Below are 20039 nucleotides of genomic sequence, written 5' to 3' on the forward strand. Positions count from 1 at the left end.
TCACCCTTTACTCATTTTCTCGTCCTAGCGATTAATTTTATTGGTGTTCCAACGAATCCAAATGCATCCCGTATGCGATTTTCTAAAAAACGTTCGTAAGAAAAATGCATAAGTTCCGGATCATTTACGAAAATAACAAACGTTGGAGGCTTCACAGAAACTTGAGTCGCATAAAAGATTTTCAATCGGGTACCGTGATCGGTCGGGGTCGGATTCATCGCCACCGCATCCATAATCACATCATTTAACACATTTGTTTGTACGCGTAAAGCATGGTTTTCATTTACAAGTTTAATCGTCGGTAATAAAGTTTGAACTCGTTTTTTCGTTTTAGCAGAGACAAAAACGATCGGTGCATAATCTAAAAATAAAAATTCATTACGAATCATTTTTTCGAATTCATTCATCGTCTTTTCGTCTTTTTCGATTGCATCCCATTTGTTGACGACGATAATGATTCCCCTGCCGGCTTCGTGGGCATAACCAGCGATCCGTTTATCTTGCTCAATAATCCCTTCCTCCGCGTTGATGACGACTAATACAACGTCCGATCTTTCAATGGCTCTTAACGCCCGTAACACCGAATATTTTTCTATACTCTCATAGACTTTCCCTTTTTTTCGAATCCCTGCAGTATCGATGATTATATATTTTTCCCCATCATATGTATACGGAGTATCGATCGCATCTCGAGTTGTTCCAGCTATATCGCTAACGATAACCCGGTCTTCCCCTAATAAAGCATTGACAAGGGAGGATTTTCCGACATTTGGACGACCAACGAAGGAAAATTTGATCGTATCCTCTTCTTGATCCTCATCGTTTTTGTTTGGAAACCGTTTTACCACTTCATCTAACAGGTCACCGAGACCAAGGCTATGGGTTCCTGATACCGGTATGGGATCTCCAAAGCCTAATGCATAAAAATCATAAATCTGTTGGCGCATATCCGGATTATCGATTTTATTTACAGCAAGGACGACCGGTTTTTTCGAACGATATAAGATTTTTGCTACTTCCTCATCTAAAGTGGTCAACCCATCTCTACCACTGGTTACCATAACGATGCAATCTGCTTCATCGATTGCAATTTCTGCTTGAACACGGATTTGTTCAAGGAATGGTTCATCGTCAATAACGATTCCACCGGTATCGATTATATTAAACGTATGATTCAACCATTCCGCTTTTCCGTAAATTCTGTCCCTCGTTACCCCTGGGACATCTTCCTCTATGGCGATCCGTTCTCCGACAATCTTATTGAAAATGGTTGATTTCCCCACATTTGGTCGACCGACGATGGCAACAGTCGGTAAAGTCATAAACAAACACCTCATTTTTTTATGTATTAATTTATGTTTTGTCTAATTTCCCCTTTTTTAAATGAATCAATGCATGTAAACGAATCAATGCAACAGATGGACAATGATTATACTTTTTTTTTAAGGTAAAAGGAAATGGGGAACTTTTGTTAACTATAAAATAAAGAAAGGAAATTGTCGACCCTCTCCTTCCCCATTAGTATACACAAATTTGTCCGGTACAGGTAGAGATTGTTATATATACACAATTGAATTTTAAACATTTAGTGCTTCACGATAATCATGACATCATCGGTTAATAAATGGGCAATTCCATCTAAAATCGCCTCTAAATTGACAGCGACCCGCTTCATTTCCCGTTCATTTTCACAATAAAAAACCCATGAGCCAGCAGGTACTTTCGATGGATTGGTCGTAATCACAGCAAGAATCAGCTTTTCAATTTCCACGATTACCCTCCTTCTTTTTTCCGTTTTGTCGGGAGTCGGATCGCATTTTCTAAAGTCGGGGTACTTCCAATGATTTCAATCGCTTTTTTAATATTTCTTTCTTGAGGCAATATAAAAACGGCTACCCGACCATCATTTAAATCCCGTTTTGCAAGTGGAACGAAAGCGGGCGTTCCGGAATCCCGATATACGCCTAACGCTGTCGATACATCATGTAAAATAGCCTGCCGCTGTCCTAAATTTGCAATGGTCATACGAGCGTTAAAACTTTTCGGTTTTAAAATAAATCCCATACCATATTTTAATACTTCCTCCCTTCTTTCCTTTAAACCGATATTCATAATGTATATATTATCTACGTATAATCCCTCCCGCTCAAAGTGGGGTTGCACATAAACGATGTCCACAATATCCTTTAATTTTCCGCCATCCATTAAAATCCGAGAAAGAATTAAGCAAAGAATGAAGATAAAGATCGAAAAACCGATTGGAAGAAACATATAGGATAAGGTGGTGATGATCGATGTAAAGATAACTAAGTAATTTCTACTTTCAAAGGCGATTGCGATTCCTTCGATATATGTATTTCCCCTGGAAACGAGTTCATATTGATCCAACTGTTCCAACGTATTCCGTTCCATATTTCGCACTTCTCGAAATTGGGATGCTGCCAATGTTAAAAAAGTAATGGCTGTTATATTTTCCTCAATAAGGGCAGGTACTGCAATCGCCCCTAAGGCAGATGCGATAAATCCGAGGGCTAGATGGATGATTTTTCCATGTAGGTAGGTAGGATATTGCCGATAATCCGTCCGTAACATAATGATTCTCGCAATGAGACCACTTCCTATGCCGAATAAAACGGGATACATATAATCGCTCATATAAATGGTCTCTCCCTTCCTTTCGACTCATGGTGTTGAAAAGAATGGCGCAAATATTCCACACCACTCCATATAGATGTAAAGAGAAGGCCCAATACGAGGGAATCGAAAAAGGACAATGAACCGATTGGATAATCGATCGACCTCCTTTGTAAAAGGGCTGCATAAATGAACTCCCCTTGAAAAAAGCTGTTTATTACTGCGAAAATCCGATCTTTCAAGTGTGAAAATAAAAGGATTGCCAAAAAAGCAAAGGATCCGGCTTGCATCCATGTTTTCTCAAAAATTAACCAAACTGGATCAATTAAGGACAATATATGAAACGTTGCAACAGCAATCGTCATGATTAAGATTCTAAAACTTTTATTCAGTAAGGATGAAAAAGAGAGATTAGTAAAGGCGGCAAAACTTATCATCCAAAGAAAAAGTGATGCGTAAGAAATACGATATTGGAAAAATTGAACCGAATAGGCGGATAAAATCATCGTAATAAGCGAAATGAGAGCTAAAGGAAAACGATACGGATTTTTTTTATTCAAAATAAACGTTGAGAAAATCCACGTGGACCAAGTGAACCAAAAAAAGATGAATCCTTCCAAAGAACTTGCACCTCCTATTGTTACCAGTATGAACAAAATTATGTTTTTCAAAACAGGGAAAAAAAGCAGTTTTTACGAAAAAAAGACTTGCATCCATTATGCAAGTCCTAAAAATCGATTCATTTTTCCTAATTCCTATCATTAATGAAGTTTTTTCAATTGGTCCCCAATCATATCCCCTAATTGAAAACCACGATTTTCATCGGGCAATTGGTAAGATTCCTCTTCCACTTCTTTTTCCAATTCTTTCATCGTTAAAGAAATCCGATTTTCCTGTTCATTTACGTCCAACACTTTTACTTGAACCGTTTGACCTTCTTTTAACACCTCATGGGGAGTGGCGATATGTTTATTGGAAATTTGAGAAATATGGACGAGACCTTCAACACCGGGCAGTACTTCCACGAATGCACCGAAGGATACGAGCCGTTTAACCGTCCCTTCCACAACGTCACCTTTTTTAATTTTTTCGGAAACATTCGCCCACGGACCTGGTTGCGTTTCTTTAATCGACAGTGAAATGCGTTCATTGTCCAAGTCTACGGAAAGGACTTTTACACTCACCTTTTGTCCAGCTTCAACCACATCGGAGGGATGTTCCACATGTTCGTGGGACAATTGGGAGATATGAACGAGGCCATCTACACCACCGATATCGATAAAGGCACCGAAATTTGTCACCCGTTGTACAGTTCCTTCCAACACTTGTCCTGCTTCTAATTTGGATAGGACGTCTTTTTTCTTTTTTTCCTTTTCTTCCCGAACGATGTCACGATGGGATAAAATTAAACGATTTTTTTCCCGATCTAATTCAACAATTTTAAAAGTCATTTTCTTTCCTTTATAATCGGAAAAATCTTCCACATAATGGTCTTCTACAAGGGAGGCTGGTACAAAACCACGGACGCCTAAATCGACGACGAGACCACCTTTGACAATGTCTTTTATTTCCGCTTCGACCGGTTCACCTTTTTCAAATTGTTCTTGTAATTGTACCCATGCTTTTTCTGCTTCGTGACGACGTTTGGATAAAATAAGAGCATCGTCTTCTACTTTAATGACTTCTACCGTCAACTCTTGACCTTCCGAAACAACATCTTCCGCTTTTTCTATATGAAGGGATGATAATTCACTGATCGGAATGATCCCATCCATTTTTCCATCTGGAATTTCGACGATTACTTGTTTCTCTTCGACTTTCGTTATTCGACATGTAATCTTATCACCGACAGCATACTGTTTGACATCTATTTCATTCATCTCTTCTTCGCTTGCTGCTTGATCCGTTTGCACTACTTCTGTCTCCTGTTTATTTTCATTATCGTGTAACTTCTCTGTCATATGTATTTCCTCCTTAACGACCACTGATTAAGTTTAAAAAATTCTTCCTTTTATTAACTTCTAATAAATTATATCGTTTGTCAATACATTACTTATATTGTAACAAAATTTCTTTAATATGATCCATAATTAGTTCAATTGCCTCATTGGAAGATGCCCTTTTTTCTTTCAAAGGTTTCATATCGATTGGTTTTCCGTAAACGACTTTCACTTTACGGAACGGTCTATACGGACCGATGATTGCAGCAGGAACAACGGTTGCATCGGATTTTAAGGCGAAAAAACCAGCGCCTGCCAAACCCTTTCCAATTTCCCCTGTTTTACTTCGCGTACCTTCAGGAAATATGCCTAAAATACGTTCAGACTTTAACGTTTCCAACCCTTTTCGTAAAGCTTCCCGATCCGCCTTTCCCCGCTTAACTGGAAAGGCATAGAGCTTTTTAATAATTCCTTTTAATATAGGTACCCGGAATAATTCCTCTTTAGCCATATAGATGACTGGTCTCGGGCATGTGATTCCAAGGGCGACCGGATCGAGATTGCTTATATGGTTGGCACAGAGAAGGACGCTTCCTTCCTTCGGGATATTCTCTACACCGATTGCTTCAATCCGGTAAATTGGTTTAAAAATGCCTTTTACAACAATTTTTGCAAATGTGTAAAACGTCATTTTATTTTTTCCTTTCTTTAATATATTTCATCATTTGATCGACTACTTGATCGATGGATAAATCCGTCGTATCGATTTCAATCGCATCTTCCGCTTTTTTCAGCGGAGCCACTTCCCGATTGGAATCCAATTCATCACGCTTTAAAATTTCCTCAACCAATTGATCATAGTCCGCTGGAATCCCTTTTTTTACATTTTCTAAATATCGTCGTTTTGCCCGCTCTTTTACCCCTGCGCGGAGGAAAATCTTCACTTCTGCCTTCGGTAAAACGTTCGTTCCTATATCCCTTCCATCCATAACAACTCCACCATTTACAGCAAATTGTTGTTGTCTCCGAACCATTTCCTCGCGAATCGATGCGTGTTTGGATACGGTGGATACGGAATTGGTTACTTCCGGTAGTCGTATTTCTTCGGTGACATCCTGCCCATCCACGAACACCTTTTGATGATTTTTTCCTTGCTTCAACTCGATGGAAGTTTCTTTTAATAATTGGAAGAGCTGTTCACCGTCTTCAGGATCGATTCCCTTTTGAAGTGCTTTCCACGTTAAGGCCCGATACATGGCACCGGTATCGATGTATAGATATGATAGTTTTTGAGCAATTATTTTTGCCACTGTACTTTTTCCCGCTGCAGCTGGGCCATCGATGGCAATCGAGATGTTTTTATTCATAAATCCAAACCTCTTTCTTTCTAGAAATTCCATTCATTTTATTTTATCATAAAAAGGGTTTTCGATAGGACCATTTTTAATGAAAATGAAAAGAAATTCAATCGATTTCTCATCATTTTTTTAATCATATAAACCGATTGTCGACTGGGAAATCGATCTCCTTTTGTACTTGAAAATATTCCTAACAAAAAAAGAAAGCAGGAGAGTTCCATGCCTTCTTACGGTTGATTTAATGTTTGTACGACCTTTTCATGATTATTGCGATTGACGCCTTCATAAAGAACGATATGATTTAATTCTGGGAGGAAATGAAAATGGTGAAGAAAAATTTGTGTAAGTAGCAGAAAAATAAACTGAATGACGATTACTTTTTTTAAAATTCCTTCCATCCGTTTCATAATCAATCTCCGTATGTTCTTTTTACATAGTATGGATTGCTAATCGTAGGATTATACGTGCCCTTTCTTCCACCTGCACGAACGGATCGAAGGAAAACTTACAAATCATCCCTCCAATTTATAAAATTCCTGTTTCTTTTTGTTTTTTGATCACTTGGGATTCATAACAAAATTGGAGTAATTGTTGTTCTTCTTGAATCGTTTTATCAAGGAATTGAACGGAGATTACATTCCTTTTTTCATTCCAATCCCCTGTCCGAATCACTTTGGAAGATAATTTTAAATAATGGTACTCGCCATTTAACCGGGGTAAAACAAACCAAACGATGATTTTTTGTCCGATATTTATATCGATCGATTTTGGAACGAGAAGGGAAGCTCCCCCTGCACTAATATCTTCCGTGACTGTTTGGAACGGTTGAAACTCCTTATGGATCGAATGGACGCTCACATCTACTGCCCGATGTACACGAACAAATTCCCGCCTTTGAATTTTACGAAATTCCTCCCTAGGTGGTAAAGTTAATTGCAAAAGGGGGATCGGATTTTTCACCCGCCCGATGACCATCGATAAAAATTCGTAAATTTCCTTTTGATCATTTACAAAGGACAAACGTAAAGTTTCTCCGTTACGAATAAAGATAGATTTGTTCGTTTCTGGATGGACAGGGTATTCCATTAAAAAAGATTGATCTTTTATATCCATGATTTTGCTAGTATATTTTTCATATTGGTCCAGTTGTTTCAGTTCAATGGTTACTTGCTGCCCTGCTTTTATCATTTAATCCCCTCATTTTAAATCAAATTTCGAGAAATTTGTTTTCCGAATTTTATACTAATTTTATTATGACATGAAATAAAAAAAAGGAAAAGTATCTTTACTTTTCCTTATGTGATTTCTTCATAGATGGGTTCAGCACTTTTTAGTTTTTCAATTTTTTCTTCCCTTTGATTTAATGCATTAATAAAAATTCGATACGTGTCATTTCCTAATGTTCCTAAAAATTCATAACAGAGTACTTCTTCGTTCAGTTCATTATTGATGATTGCCAATCGACTCTCCATAATCTTCACATTGGGATTGACTTGTTCCTTCGCTTCCTCTTCTGTAATGACTGGATCGGGAATGGACCGCTCATTATGGGTTGCTAAATATTCTTCGGCGGAAAATCCAATAATGGTACCATCATCTAAGGCAACTTTGATTTTCACTGCTTCTGGATAAATTCGGACATTATTTATACTCGTTACAAACGTAAATACCCCGACATGATCATATTGGTAGCTTTCGAACATTTTCATATTTTCGAATTTCCGCTCCTTCAAAAACGCCAAGGCCCGATTCCCTGCTTCATTTAAACTGATTTTCTGCTCTTTTACCTCCCGATGATTCATCACCCAGATCGGATATCCTCCCTTTTTCGTAATATCCATATCGATTTCATTTTTCCCATCCCTTATCGACACGCTATAAAATTCGTAATCAGATCCCTTTCCACTTTCCGTGACTTTCGTTTCTGGATCCTTTATGTTCGTCGTATATTTTTTCGCGATTTCCAAAGCCTCTTCCTTAGAAATTTCTTTTCCCGGTAAATTTTGAAACCCTTCTTCCTTTTTATTCATCCCTGTGAAAATCGTTCCCAAGTCCCCCTCTGAATATCCTTCTACTTTCTTTTCCACCGTTTTAAACCCATCGATAATCGTATTGTCGACATTTTCTTCTTCTGTGGCCAATGCCATTTCCACATCCATCCAACGCAATTGATTCGATAATACAGCATGTTGCACTTTCCTTAATTCATCTTGAATTTCTTTCGATTGTTCATAAAGGGATTTTAGTGTTTCATATTCCTCATCTGAAAGAGGACTTTTCTCCAAATCCCGAACGGCAGCCCGATAGCTAAACTCTCCGATATTCGATAAAAATTCCTCCGTTTTATTAAAGGGAAGGAGGGTAAGTGGCAATTGCCCGACATGACTATGGGCTTCCGATGTTAGCCGCCATACATCGACCAATGCAGGGGATAACGATTGTCGAGAGTTCATGGCGAGGGTCGTTCCGATTTTATCATGGAGAAGATCGATCGTATACGTAAGGTCATGAAACGCCCGTTGGTAATTATTCTCCGCATGAATGAGTATCGCATTTTTTTCCTTATGCTCTTGATACCCCCATATACCTGTTCCGATAATGGCAACCGAAAGAAGACCGATTAGTAGATTTCTAATCAATGACAACACTCCTTATTTACAGAAAATATGCTTACCGATCTGTTTTATTTGTGGTCGGGACCAAATCCAACTATTTGTTGCCGTGTTCGGATTAAAATAATAAATCGCATTCCCGCTCGGATCCCATCCGTTAATCGCATCCAATACCGCTTTTTTCGCCGTTTCATCTGGTGTTAACCAAATTTGTCCATCACTTACTGCTGTAAATGCTCCCGGTTCAAATATTACTCCCGAAACGGTATTCGGAAAGGATGGGCTTTCGACTCGATTTAAAATTACTGCTGCTACTGCTACCTGTCCGATATACGGTTCTCCCCTCGCCTCCCCATATACCGCATTTGCCATCAATTGAATATCGTTTTGTGAAAAACCGTTCGGAACGTTCGCTGCTGTCGGCTTGTTTGACGATGATTGTTGGGATGAACTATTGGATCCGTTATTTCCCGTTTGGTTTTCAATCGACGTTCCACCGTAGTGGGTAAAGGAATTTCCTTTATTAATCTGTTCCTTCACATAACTTTCATTATATTTCGTTACATTTATTAATTTTTGTTTCGTTGCCGGGCCTGCTAATCCATCCACTTTCATTCCAAATTCATATTGAAAATTGCGCAATGCCCAATACGTTTGCCATCCAAACACCCCGTCAATTTTTCCATTGTAAAATCCGATATATTGCAAACGGGATTGAAGTTCGATTACATCATCCCCTACCGAACCAATCTGAATAACTTGATTTGAAAAAGCATACGTTCGTTGATTTTCCGTTGGGGAAATATTGATAATTAAACAACAGATGAAAATGACAAAAACTGCCATCCATTTCTTCACCATAACTGTCCCTCCATCGCCTGTCTTCCATTCGTAAAACTATTTTTTGTAACAATTGGTTTTTTATGCAGAGGGAAAAATTTAAAAATAGTTAAACCTCAACGGATCAAATCTTTTTAAAGAGCGGAGCAAATTCAATATTACGGGAGATCGTGTTAAAGGACGTCTTTTTCATCGTAAAGGATTAAGGTGGAGACATCAAAACGGAATAAAAAACCCCAGAATGGATGGCAGTCCAATTCTGAGGTATAGGGCATATGAACCGATTAAATAGGCTCTATAATTTTTGGTGTTGGTGAATATACCTAACACCTTTTTTTGATCAAAAAATAGAGACAAGTGACGAGGAGGCCCGCGCCGTGCCACTGGATGCGCGTCCGCCAATGGAACGAATCACTTCAAATCGATTTTGGATGAATGGACAACGTGATCCGATTACATTTTACTAAAAAAAGGCACGAAATTATTCACCAACACGATTTGACAAAGAACCATTATATATTCAAATCCTTTGAGAAAAAACGGTCTTCATAAATCCGTTGCTTAATTAATTTCGCTTTTTTTACCTTCCGTAAACCGAGCCACCATAAATAAATCATAAAGGGAACGATCAATTGAAACCAGTTAGAATCCATTAATATAATTAAATCGTAAATTCCGTGTAAAAGAATTGGAAACAAAAGGGATATCCAAATCCATCTTTCCTTTTGCGAAGTTGAAAACTTTGCCTTTCCCATATAATAACCCATTATTACACCGAATAGAGCGTGGCTAGAAACGGGTAGGAGGGCGCGACCAAAGGCAACTCCTAAACCATTCGCAAAAAGATATAAGATATTTTCCGCTGTAGCAAAACCTAAGGAAAGACTAGCCCCATATACGATTCCATCATAATGTTCATCGAAATGGACTAATTTATAAACAGTAAAATAAAGGATAAACCATTTAAAAAACTCTTCCAACATGGCCGCTGAAAGAAAGGCCTTCATGATGCCATTTGTAAAAATTCCTTCCGTTTCCAAAACATATTGGAGAAACATGATCGGAAAAACGAGAATCGTTCCGAGGAAAAATACCCGAAGGACGTCAAAAACCGGCTCCGTCTCGTATTCATCTTTTAAATAAAAATAGCTTAACAGGGCAAAACCGGGGGCAATACCGGCGGAAATCAACGCTAACATGATAAACCTCGATTCCTTTTTTCTCAATCGTAACACGAAATTGAAAAATTAACATATATTTTATATTAATAGTTTGAATTCCAATTATCAATTTATTATTCTACATTTTTTCCGATTAAATCAACCCTGTTTTTCCCTCTACTTGTTCATAGCTTACTTCCCTTGACCATAATAAATTTTCACCCGTTTCTTTACTAAAAATATGAATCGCTTCCAAATTTGGAGATAAATAGATTCGATCGCCATATTTGATCTTTTGATCATTACTTACGAAAAAGCGTATTGGTTGCTCTCCCATTGTTGCTGAAAGGAGTTTTTCTCTACCTAAATGTTCGATGTTCGTCACCACCGCTGAAAAAATTCCTCTCCGTTCCGACACAACTTGTAAATCATGGGGTCGAATTCCTAATGTAATTTTCGTTTTATTCGGGATATGTAACTGTTTTTGCAAATAAAAATGGTATCCCTCTCCATGGACGATCATTCCATCCAACTCATGAATGATTTCGGCATCTAAAAAATTCATCGGTGGATTCCCTAAGAAACGGGCGACAAATACATTTTTCGGGTATGCAAACAATTGCTCCGGCGTATCGAATTGCTGAATTTCCCCCCGATCTAAAATGGCGATTCGATCGGCCATTGCCATCGCCTCTTCCTGATCATGGGTTACCATAATCGTCGTGATTTTTAACTGTTTTTGCAATTGGCGAAGTTCATCCCGCATTTCAATTTTTAATCGTGCATCTAAATTTGACATCGGCTCATCTAATAAAAGTAGATTCGGTTCTTTAACGAGGGCTCGGGCCAACGCTACCCGTTGTTGTTGACCGCCGGATAATTGACTCGGCTTCCGATCGAGATAGTTTTCTAGTCGAACGAGACGAGCAGTTTTTTCCGCCCGTCCATAACGAATCTTTTTCGGGACTTTTTGTTGTTTTAACGGAAAGGCGATATTATCCCGTACAGTCATATGGGGATACAAGGCATAACTTTGAAAAACCATCCCGATATTCCGATCTTTCGGCTCTAAATGATTAATGACTTGATCTCCAAAATAAATGTTTCCTTTCGTCGGTTGATATAGTCCTGCTAACATCATTAATGTCGTTGTTTTTCCACATCCACTTGGACCTAATAAACAGACAAATTCTCCATCTTGAATCGTAAAATTCAAATCCGATATGGCCATATGATTTGAAAACTGTTTTGAAACTTGTTCAAATCGAATATTCATACCCGTTTATTCCCCCCCATATTCATTTGCATAAGCGATTTTTGTGTGAAGATGAAAAAGAAAATCACAGGCAACATGTAAAATAATCCTGCAGCCGTTAATAAACCGTAATCAACCATTTGGAAATCCCCAATGATTTTTTGCAAATAGGTGGCAAGGGTAATATTTTGATCATCGAAAATAAACGTGTAAAGAAGGAGAAATTCCGACCAACCTGCTAAAAAGGAGAAGATGCTAATCGCTGCAATTCCCGGCTTCACTAACGGGATAACAACTTGATACCAAGCTTTGATTCGATTACATCCATCAATTAATGCGGACCATTCCACATCCCAAGGTACATCATCAAAAAATCCTTTAATGATATAGGTAGACATCGGAATTTGGAGTGCTGCTTTCACAAGCATAACCCCCCAAAGGGTATCGATTAATCCGAGGGTATCTAATACGTAAAAGACAGCAATTAACAAGGCGACACTCGGAAAGGCATGAAGTAATATAACGGAACGAAGAAAAAACGTTCGCCCGGGAAACTCCATCCGGGAAAGGGCATAACCTGCCATCACACTAATGATGACTTCTATAATCGTTAATCCGCCTGCCAAAAGGAGTGTATTCCATGTGGCTAACCAAATACTCGGTAATTGTCTTGAACCGACCTCGACGTTTTCCCAAAGGAATCGCCAGTTTTCAAAGGTAATCTGTTTCGGAATGATCCCTGCGACCATCTCCGAACTAATGGATGATAAAAATAACCAAAGATACATGAAAAAAAGCGGCAAAGATAAAAACGTTAAAATAATATATGAAATGATGATTTTTCGATGGCTCTTTCTTAACAATGTAGGACTTTTCATCTTTGGAGCAGGCGTGACATTGGACCCAATATCCATTCGAATCCCCCCTATTCAATTCGAGATGATTGGATCATTCGGTTAAATTTAAATAGCTTCAATAAAACCCCAGTCAAAAGGATTGCAATGATGACTAGAATGAGAGATAAGGCTGAACCGTAGCCGAATTCCAAATTTTTAAAGGCTTTATGGTAACTATAAAGTGGCCATACTTCACTTTCAAACACCGGTCCACCATCCGTTAATAATAAAATATATTCATAAGAAGTTAATAGGGATAGTAGTTGCCAAACAGTGACGAACATGATCGGCCATTTGATCGATGGTAAAATAATATCTTTGAACACAGACCATTCAGATGCACCGTCTACTTGAGCAGCTTTAAACAAATCCCTAGGAATGGACTGAATGGCGGAGGAAAAAATAATCATTCCAAAGGATGCACCGACCATTCCGTTGACGAGGATAATCGCTGTCATCGGATGATCGATCAGCCATGCGATCGGATCGTTCGAAAAGAAAAAGGACGTTAAAGTGTTTAATAAACCGTATTCACTGGCATCAAAAATCCATAACCATAATAGAACATAGACGACTGGTGGTGTAATTCGAGGAAGCATCCATAATGCTCGGAAAAAGAGACCAGATTGTTCAAATGGAATATAATAGGATGACAATAATGCTAATAGTAGGGCAAAAAATACATTGATCAAAAGGGTAAATCCAACGTAAATAAACGTATTGAATACTATTTGAGAAAAGTTTGGATCACTGACTATTTTTTCAAAGTTTTGCAAACCGATAAAATTCCATTCCATCGAATAATCCATATTTGTAAAGGCCATGATTGTCGTTATTACAACGGGAGTGACAAAAAATAACAAAACGAGTAGTAAAAATGGCGTAAGCATTAAGTAGGGTAGGACCCATTTTTTCACCTTTTTCACCCCTTTTTCTTCGCTCTTCCTTTTCCCAAGTAAAGAACACACCCTTTACGAACGTACGAAATAAATCTCCACCCGTCGAGGCAGGTGGAGATCTCTTTTACTTAATGATGATCGTATCTCCAAGATCGTTTTGAATTTGCACTTCCATATCCTTTAAAGCCTCTTCTGGTGTTTTCTTACCAATTTCTACACTTTGAATCGCATTAAAGTATGCATCACCGTATTTGTTAAAATCTGCATGATTCGGTAAAAAGGTCGTATAATCGAGCATATACGTAATTTGGCTTAAAAACTCATCGTTTTTAAACTGTTCGACTTCAGAACCCCGCTCATGAATCGGTAAATGGAATGTTTCCACCGAATGTTTTGCTTGATATTCCGGTTTAGCGACAAGTTCTAATAAACGGATCACGAGATCAGGATGTACCGTTTGAGACGAAACGGTATGCACAATCGGATGGGATAACGTCATTGGCGTTCCACCCTTCTCAGTTGCTGGAACGAGGGTAAATCCAAAGTTTTCCATTAAGTAGTCAAATTCTGCACCTTGATCCATATAGTTGAATATATTCCAAATACCCCCGTACCAGAAAAGGGCTTTCCCATCGATCATCATTTGGTGAACATTTTTCCACTCCATTGAAGTCATCGACTCGGGAGTAACCTTTTCCTTTTGCGTTAATGATTCAAAATAACGAAGGCTCTCTAGAATTGCTTCTTTATCAAAGACAAGCTTATCCTCTTTAGGATCGTACAGTTGTGCTCCGAAATTTTTTGCAATCATATGAAATTCAGGTCCGTTTACCGGTCGATGTAAAATTCCCCATTGAACGAGACCTTGATCTATCGCTTCCTTTGCCACGCGTGTCATATCATCGACGGTAAATTCACCGTTTTTCACTTTTTCCGGCAAGGATTCAATTTCTTCATCTGTCCATCCTAATTGTTTTAAAACATCTTTCCGATAAAAAATCGGTCTAGCTTCCGTATCTTGCAATGCTCCCCAAATATGGCCATTCCAAGTGACAGATTCCCATAAAGTTGGATAAACATCCCTATATGCTTCAGAATCTTTCAATTCATCTAACGGTAAAATATAATCTCCCTTAGCTAGCCAAGCGATATCTTCATGACCTGTCAAAAAAATATCCGGTTCGTTTTTCGATTTGAACGCTAGGATAAACTGCCTTCGATACTCTTCCCAACTTCCATCAAAGGAACTCGTTTCTAATTTTACTTGGATTTTTTTATTTTCAGCTTTTAATTGTTCATTTAATTCCTTTGCTGCTTCCTCTAAATTTTGGATACGTGTTTGTTCATCACCAAAGGTTTGTGCACGAATCGTAATCACTTGGTCACCAGCCTCATTAGTTGAAGAAGTTTCTTGGCGATTGTTACACCCGGAAATGATTAACAACAAAATGACCATTACCGAAATGAAACGACGCCTAAACATATCGATCATCAACCTCCTCCGATTTTTTTCATGCTTGATTATTATGTGAAAATTATTTTGTAGACTGTTTCACAGCACATTTTCAAAAATCGAAGTCTCTCGGTCTTAATCAATCGACTGAAGGACCAACGAAGATTTATTCAATTAATCGATTGGAATAATATAAGAATGAAATGTTTCGTTAAATAGGAGAATAGAAGTGTACGTAAAACAAATGAATCGTTTTACATACTTCAATGAAAATTGTGGAATCAATACAAAAGCTAAAGCGGAGATAACTGAATCAATTGATGAAATGATGAGTAATGGTAACGCATAAACATCACCTTCATTTGTAATTTTTTCCATACATGAAAAAGACAATATAAAGAAACCTTAACGAATAGTTAAGGTTCATCTAAACTTGCACTTTTTATCGAAACATCAAATACTAGGAAGATTTAGAATCAATTTACAATGATAATCTCTGATAAAATAATATAGCTGATCAAAATAAATGTCAAGAAAAGCAACTTTATAGCGATCGATTCATTTAAGTAAAAGGAATTTAGTACAAACGAATATTTTTCTTACCCCATGATTTCTTGGTATGATGGAGTTAAGGTTCGATTCTAATTGTCAATGAAGTTTTTAAAAGGTGGTGTCGCGATGAAACGAATTTTAGTGCTGCATACAGGTGGAACGATTTCTATGTATGAGGATGAGAAAACTGGGGCTGTTAAACCCTTTGATCAAAATCCGTTAATCGAAAAAACGAAGGAAATATCTTCTTTAGCTGAATTAATCGTGGAGTCCCCCTTTCATTTGCCATCACCCCATATAACACCGAAAGAAATGTTGATTTTAAAGGAACGGATCGATTTCCATTTGAAAAATAACGATATTGATGGCGTTGTTATTACCCACGGAACGGATACGTTGGAAGAAACAGCCTATTTTTTGGAATTGACGGTAAATACCGATAAACCGATTATTTTAACCGGCGCCATGCGTTCTTCAAATGAAGTCGGGGCAGATGGACTGTATAATTTTTTGACTTCCGTTCGAACAGCGATCCAAGATCATGCAGCAAAAAAGGGCGTTTTAGTCGTTATGAATGATGAGATTCATACGGCAAAAAACGTAACGAAGACCCATACGAGTAACGTATCCACCTTCCAATCTCCCCAACTCGGTCCGATCGGAATCATTACGAAAAAGGAGATCCTTTTCTACCACGAACCGATTCGGGAACGGAAACTACCTGTCCAAAATTTGTCAAAAAAGGTAGAATTAATAAAAGCTTATGCGGGAATGGACGGCTTTTTGTTCGATATTTTAAGTGAAAGAAAAATCGATGGTCTCGTCATCGAAGCTTTAGGGCAAGGAAATTTACCTCCTCGTTGTTTGCCCAGTTTACAAAAATTATTAGATCAAAAAATTCCTGTCGTTTTAGTATCCCGCTGTTTCAACGGCATCGTGGAAGATATTTACGCCTATGTGGGCGGTGGTGCCCAGTTGAAAAAAATGGGTGTTATATTTTCCAATGGGCTAAACGGACAAAAGGCACGGTTGAAATTACAAATTATTTTAGAAACTACATCGGATCGAAAGGAAATCGATCGTCTCTTTCAGTGAAGTGAGACGGAATCCCGCCTAATGAAGATGCCGGATAACTCAACCGGCATCTTTTTCCTTCGAAATGGCTTTTGCAATCCGTTCCCCGTGGAAACGACCATTTTCAATAAATATTTCATTGGCATTATTCCCGGCAGCAATAACCCCTGCAATGAAAATCCCGGGAACATTCGTCTCCATCGTATCCGGATTATATTTCGGTCGCCCCGTTTCTTGTTCAATTTCCACACCGATTTTTTGTAAAAAACGATGGTCCGGGCGATAACCTGTCATCGCAAAAACGAAATCATTTTTCCTTTCAAACACTTTTCCGTCCTTTTCATAAATGATGGTCGATTCGGTTATTTCCTTAATATGAGCATTAAAAACCATCTCGATTTGTCCGTTTTTAACGAGGGATTGAAATTCAGGCAACACCCATGGTTTGATATGGTCCGAATAGTCGGACCCTCGGTAGTAGACCGTCACCCTTGCCTCCGCCTTTACTAATTCAATTGCGGCATCAACGCTTGAGTTTTTCCCTCCGATTACGGCTACATCCATATCATAAAAGGGATGGGCCTCTTTAAAATAATGACTCACTTTCGGCAAATGTTCCCCTGGTATATTTAAATAATTCGGATGATCGTAATACCCTGTTGCAATAACCACATAATTTGTCTCATACGTATCCTTCGTAGTCTGAACGATCAACCGATGATCCCCTTGCCGCTTCACATCCAAAACTTCTTCGTATTTTTGAATTCGGATGTTTTTTAGCCTGGCCACTTCCCGATAGTAGGCGAGCGCCTGATTCCGCTTCGGTTTCCGATTTTCCGTAATAAACGGTACTCCCCCGATCTCCAACCGATCGCTCGTACTAAAAAATGTTTGATGGGTTGGAAATCGATATAATGTATGAACGATGTTTTCCTTTTCAATCACTTGGGGGTCGATGCCGATTTCCTTTAAAGCGATTGCAGAAGCTAAGCCACACGGCCCTGCACCGACGATAATACAATCCTCTTTTCGCATCTTTTCCCTCCTTAAAGTATTTTTCGATGGAATGAAGAAATGGTAAAAAAATCTCCTATCAAAAAAAGATAGGAGCGTCCTTAAATTTTATGCAATTCAAAAAAGACTTGGTCCTTTTTTATACCCAACCTCGGAAACGACAAGCTTCAGCCATTTTTCGAACGCCGACCATATAGGCTGCTAAGCGCATATCTACTTTTCTCGTTACCGCAGTTTGATAGACATTATTGAATGCATCTACCATTATTTTTTCTAAACGTTTTTCAACTTCTTCTTCCGTCCAATAAAATCCTTGATTGTTTTGCACCCATTCAAAATAGGAAACGGTCACGCCTCCCGAGGATGCTAAAACGTCAGGAACTAATAATATTCCTCGATCGGTTAAAATTTTCGTCGCTTCAATCGTCGTTGGACCATTGGCAGCTTCAACGACAATTTTCGCTTTTATATTATGGGCGTTTTCTTCCGTAATTTGGTTTTCAATCGCCGCTGGAACGAGTATATCACAATCCAATTCCAATAATTCCTTATTCGTTATCGTATTTTTAAACAGATTCGTCACCGTTCCGAAACTATCCCTACGATCAAGCAAATAGTCGATATCCAATCCTTCTTCATCATATAAAGCACCGTAGGCATCGGAAATACCAATGACTTTCGCCCCAGCATCATACATAAACTTCGCCAAAAATCCACCAGCATTTCCAAATCCTTGAATCACGACGCGGGCACCTTTCAAATCGATGTTCCGCTTTTTCGCTGCTTCACGGATGCAAATCGTTACACCCTTTGCTGTCGCCGAATCCCGACCGTGGGAACCACCTAAAACTAAAGGTTTTCCCGTAATAAACCCCGGTGAATTAATGGAATCCAGTCGACTATACTCATCATACATCCACGCCATAATTTGTGAATTTGTAAATACATCTGGAGCAGGAATATCCTTCGTTGGACCGACAATTTGACTAATTGCTCGCACATATTCCCGACTCAATCTTTCCAATTCTCGAAAAGACATCGTTCTTGGATCGCAAACAATTCCACCCTTTGCACCTCCATAAGGAAGATCGACAATGCCACATTTTAAACTCATCCAAATAGAAAGGGCTTTCACTTCATTTTCAGTTACATCAGGGTGAAAACGGATTCCACCTTTCGTCGGACCGACAGCATCGTTATGTTGGGCCCGATATCCTTTAAACACTTTCGTCGTCCCATCATCCATTTTGACAGGAATTTTCACCGTAAGCACCCGTAATGGTTCCTTCAATAATTCGTACACATCATCTGAAAAACCGAGTTTTTCAAGCGCCTCTCGAATGATGAATTGGGTGGATTTTAATAGGTCATGTTTGTCATCACTATTTATGCTTTCTGTACCCCTTTGGGTGACCATTTGGAAACCTCCTAATATTCTTTCAACAATATTCACTACTCATGACCTAGTATACACCGAATCCATTATAATGCAAGGAAAAAAATAAGATTTTTCAATTATTTTGTATTGAAAAGTATATATTTATTTTGTATTGAAAAGTATATATTCAACTACAAATATTTCACGGTCGAATGCTTGAAAAAAGAGTGCCTGAACGGACACTCTACATTTTATGAAAATACCGATTCAATTGGGAAACTGCCCGTCCACCGATGAGTTTTTTCCCCCGGCTATACATCTGGGCCATCGTCTGAATAGCAGGCTCTCCGTATTCGGTGAAAATCGCCTCCAATTTTTCATATTCATCTTGGCAACGGACAGGGAAAATAAAGTGATAACGACCTTCGTAAAAAAACAAATCCCCTTCCGAATAATCTGGATACAATCGATTTGCTAGCTGTATGATATTTTCCACATCCTCGAAACAAAAATGGATATCGTCCATCCCGTCATCTAGCTCATCCCAATCGGATTCAAAATCGTCCTCTTCCTCCGATTTGATCGTCATAACAAAAACTTCGTCTTGTTTTTGGACGATTTCAATATCGATGGATATCGTTTCACTCCTAAAGATTTTTAAATCGTCTTTTATATTCGAAATCAAATCGATTAAGAAATGTTCCCATTCAACGGACCAAATGTCTCCATTCGGAGATAAACCGTACTGTTCCAATTCATTGATCGACAAAAAAATATGAATTTGTTTTTCTCCTGCCCGTTCCAATCGCATCATTCCTGCTCCCTTCAATACGCATCAGTTTACCTCATATTATGATGGAAAGGGTGTAATCGTTCATCTTGCGAAAAATGTATCAATCCTTCTCCTTCTCGAATAAAGGGGCGATCATGTGGATCTTACAAAGGCAAACAAGGGGAAGACGTTCAGAAAATTT

General features: G+C 38.5%; 20 protein-coding genes. 1 reads left to right on the forward strand and 19 read right to left on the reverse strand.

The annotated features are described in order from the left end of the window. Window positions 1–11 precede the first annotated feature (11 nt). From der to OE105_RS06705, 16 genes are all read right to left on the reverse strand, one after another. Window positions 12–1322, reverse strand: a complete 1311-nt coding sequence (der, locus tag OE105_RS06630) for a ribosome biogenesis GTPase Der (protein WP_275421975.1) — start codon at window positions 1320–1322, stop codon at window positions 12–14. Window positions 1323–1585: 263 nt separating this feature from the next. Continuing rightward, a complete protein-coding gene (locus tag OE105_RS06635) occupies window positions 1586–1771 on the reverse strand; it encodes a capping complex subunit for YIEGIA (protein ID WP_275421977.1) in 186 nt (61 codons plus the stop codon). Between the two features lie 2 nt (window positions 1772–1773). Further along, complete coding sequence (locus tag OE105_RS06640; protein ID WP_275421978.1) at window positions 1774–2655, reverse strand: YIEGIA family protein; 882 nt, start codon at window positions 2653–2655, stop codon at window positions 1774–1776. After that, window positions 2652–3254 (reverse strand): YphA family membrane protein, encoded by a 603-nt coding sequence (locus OE105_RS06645; protein WP_275421979.1) that lies wholly within the window; start codon window positions 3252–3254, stop codon window positions 2652–2654. The genes OE105_RS06640 and OE105_RS06645 overlap by 4 nt, the downstream gene beginning before the upstream one ends. Window positions 3255–3395: 141 nt before the next feature. Continuing rightward, on the reverse strand, window positions 3396–4514 hold the full coding sequence (gene rpsA / locus OE105_RS06650) for a 30S ribosomal protein S1 (RefSeq protein ID WP_275422118.1): 1119 nt from the start codon (window positions 4512–4514) through the stop codon (window positions 3396–3398). Window positions 4515–4683: 169 nt separating this feature from the next. Further along, complete coding sequence (locus tag OE105_RS06655) at window positions 4684–5265, reverse strand: lysophospholipid acyltransferase family protein (protein ID WP_275421981.1); 582 nt, start codon at window positions 5263–5265, stop codon at window positions 4684–4686. Between the two features lies 1 nt (window position 5266). Continuing rightward, the gene (gene cmk, locus OE105_RS06660; protein WP_275421982.1) at window positions 5267–5941 is read right to left on the reverse strand and encodes a (d)CMP kinase; all 675 of its coding nucleotides are present in this window, start codon (window positions 5939–5941) and stop codon (window positions 5267–5269) included. A gap of 218 nt (window positions 5942–6159) precedes the next feature. After that, entirely contained in the window at window positions 6160–6339 is a 180-nt protein-coding gene (locus OE105_RS06665; protein ID WP_275421983.1) for a YpfB family protein, read from the reverse strand. A gap of 118 nt (window positions 6340–6457) precedes the next feature. Continuing rightward, window positions 6458–7120 (reverse strand): flagellar brake protein, encoded by a 663-nt coding sequence (locus OE105_RS06670; RefSeq protein ID WP_275421985.1) that lies wholly within the window; start codon window positions 7118–7120, stop codon window positions 6458–6460. A gap of 107 nt (window positions 7121–7227) precedes the next feature. Further along, on the reverse strand, window positions 7228–8571 hold the full coding sequence (gene ypeB, locus OE105_RS06675) for a germination protein YpeB (RefSeq protein ID WP_275421987.1): 1344 nt from the start codon (window positions 8569–8571) through the stop codon (window positions 7228–7230). 12 nt (window positions 8572–8583) lie between these two features. Further along, window positions 8584–9405: a spore cortex-lytic enzyme gene (gene sleB / locus OE105_RS06680; protein ID WP_275421988.1), complete on the reverse strand. Its 822-nt coding sequence runs from the start codon at window positions 9403–9405 to the stop codon at window positions 8584–8586. A 491-nt stretch (window positions 9406–9896) separates the two neighbouring features. Beyond that, window positions 9897–10583, reverse strand: a complete 687-nt coding sequence (gene prsW / locus OE105_RS06685) for a glutamic-type intramembrane protease PrsW (protein ID WP_275421989.1) — start codon at window positions 10581–10583, stop codon at window positions 9897–9899. 115 nt (window positions 10584–10698) lie between these two features. Further along, a complete protein-coding gene (locus OE105_RS06690; protein WP_275421990.1) occupies window positions 10699–11820 on the reverse strand; it encodes an ABC transporter ATP-binding protein in 1122 nt (373 codons plus the stop codon). Further along, complete coding sequence (locus tag OE105_RS06695; protein WP_275421991.1) at window positions 11817–12713, reverse strand: carbohydrate ABC transporter permease; 897 nt, start codon at window positions 12711–12713, stop codon at window positions 11817–11819. Before OE105_RS06695 ends, OE105_RS06690 begins: the two co-directional genes overlap by 4 nt. Window positions 12714–12724: 11 nt before the next feature. Next, a complete protein-coding gene (locus OE105_RS06700) occupies window positions 12725–13612 on the reverse strand; it encodes a carbohydrate ABC transporter permease (RefSeq protein ID WP_275421992.1) in 888 nt (295 codons plus the stop codon). Window positions 13613–13718: 106 nt separating this feature from the next. Continuing rightward, window positions 13719–15086 carry a sugar ABC transporter substrate-binding protein gene (locus OE105_RS06705; RefSeq protein WP_275421993.1) on the reverse strand — a complete coding sequence of 456 codons (1368 nt, stop codon included), beginning with the start codon at window positions 15084–15086 and terminating at the stop codon, window positions 13719–13721. A 639-nt stretch (window positions 15087–15725) separates the two neighbouring features. Between OE105_RS06705 and OE105_RS06710 the strand changes: the two genes are divergently transcribed. After that, window positions 15726–16694: an asparaginase gene (locus OE105_RS06710; RefSeq protein WP_275421994.1), complete on the forward strand. Its 969-nt coding sequence runs from the start codon at window positions 15726–15728 to the stop codon at window positions 16692–16694. A gap of 39 nt (window positions 16695–16733) precedes the next feature. On the opposite strand, the gene OE105_RS06715 is transcribed toward OE105_RS06710, so the two are convergent. The 3 genes from OE105_RS06715 to OE105_RS06725 all read right to left on the reverse strand — a co-directional run bounded on the left by OE105_RS06715 (window position 16734) and on the right by OE105_RS06725 (window position 19879). After that, complete coding sequence (locus tag OE105_RS06715; protein ID WP_275421995.1) at window positions 16734–17708, reverse strand: YpdA family putative bacillithiol disulfide reductase; 975 nt, start codon at window positions 17706–17708, stop codon at window positions 16734–16736. A gap of 118 nt (window positions 17709–17826) precedes the next feature. Then, on the reverse strand, window positions 17827–19104 hold the full coding sequence (locus tag OE105_RS06720) for a Glu/Leu/Phe/Val family dehydrogenase (RefSeq protein ID WP_275421996.1): 1278 nt from the start codon (window positions 19102–19104) through the stop codon (window positions 17827–17829). A 205-nt stretch (window positions 19105–19309) separates the two neighbouring features. Next, a complete protein-coding gene (locus OE105_RS06725) occupies window positions 19310–19879 on the reverse strand; it encodes an adaptor protein MecA (RefSeq protein WP_275421997.1) in 570 nt (189 codons plus the stop codon). Between the last annotated feature and the right edge of the window lie 160 nt (window positions 19880–20039).

The organism is Fervidibacillus halotolerans (assembly GCF_026547205.1).
Lineage (GTDB): Bacteria > Bacillota > Bacilli > Bacillales > Caldibacillaceae > Fervidibacillus > Fervidibacillus halotolerans.

Coding starts and splice junctions, on each gene's coding strand:
- prsW (WP_275421989.1), bottom strand. CDS start 10,583: ATGTTAGCGTTGATTTCCGCCGGTATTGCCCCCGGTTTTGCCCTGTTA.
- OE105_RS06695 (WP_275421991.1), bottom strand. CDS start 12,713: ATGGATATTGGGTCCAATGTCACGCCTGCTCCAAAGATGAAAAGTCCT.
- OE105_RS06670 (WP_275421985.1), bottom strand. CDS start 7,120: ATGATAAAAGCAGGGCAGCAAGTAACCATTGAACTGAAACAACTGGAC.
- OE105_RS06715 (WP_275421995.1), bottom strand. CDS start 17,708: ATGCGAAAAGAGGATTGTATTATCGTCGGTGCAGGGCCGTGTGGCTTA.
- OE105_RS06725 (WP_275421997.1), bottom strand. CDS start 19,879: ATGATGCGATTGGAACGGGCAGGAGAAAAACAAATTCATATTTTTTTG.
- OE105_RS06665 (WP_275421983.1), bottom strand. CDS start 6,339: ATGAAACGGATGGAAGGAATTTTAAAAAAAGTAATCGTCATTCAGTTT.
- rpsA (WP_275422118.1), bottom strand. CDS start 4,514: ATGAATGAAATAGATGTCAAACAGTATGCTGTCGGTGATAAGATTACA.
- sleB (WP_275421988.1), bottom strand. CDS start 9,405: ATGGTGAAGAAATGGATGGCAGTTTTTGTCATTTTCATCTGTTGTTTA.
- OE105_RS06690 (WP_275421990.1), bottom strand. CDS start 11,820: ATGAATATTCGATTTGAACAAGTTTCAAAACAGTTTTCAAATCATATG.
- OE105_RS06710 (WP_275421994.1), top strand. CDS start 15,726: ATGAAACGAATTTTAGTGCTGCATACAGGTGGAACGATTTCTATGTAT.
- OE105_RS06705 (WP_275421993.1), bottom strand. CDS start 15,086: ATGATCGATATGTTTAGGCGTCGTTTCATTTCGGTAATGGTCATTTTG.
- OE105_RS06640 (WP_275421978.1), bottom strand. CDS start 2,655: ATGAGCGATTATATGTATCCCGTTTTATTCGGCATAGGAAGTGGTCTC.
- der (WP_275421975.1), bottom strand. CDS start 1,322: ATGACTTTACCGACTGTTGCCATCGTCGGTCGACCAAATGTGGGGAAA.
- cmk (WP_275421982.1), bottom strand. CDS start 5,941: ATGAATAAAAACATCTCGATTGCCATCGATGGCCCAGCTGCAGCGGGA.
- OE105_RS06720 (WP_275421996.1), bottom strand. CDS start 19,104: ATGGTCACCCAAAGGGGTACAGAAAGCATAAATAGTGATGACAAACAT.
- OE105_RS06655 (WP_275421981.1), bottom strand. CDS start 5,265: ATGACGTTTTACACATTTGCAAAAATTGTTGTAAAAGGCATTTTTAAA.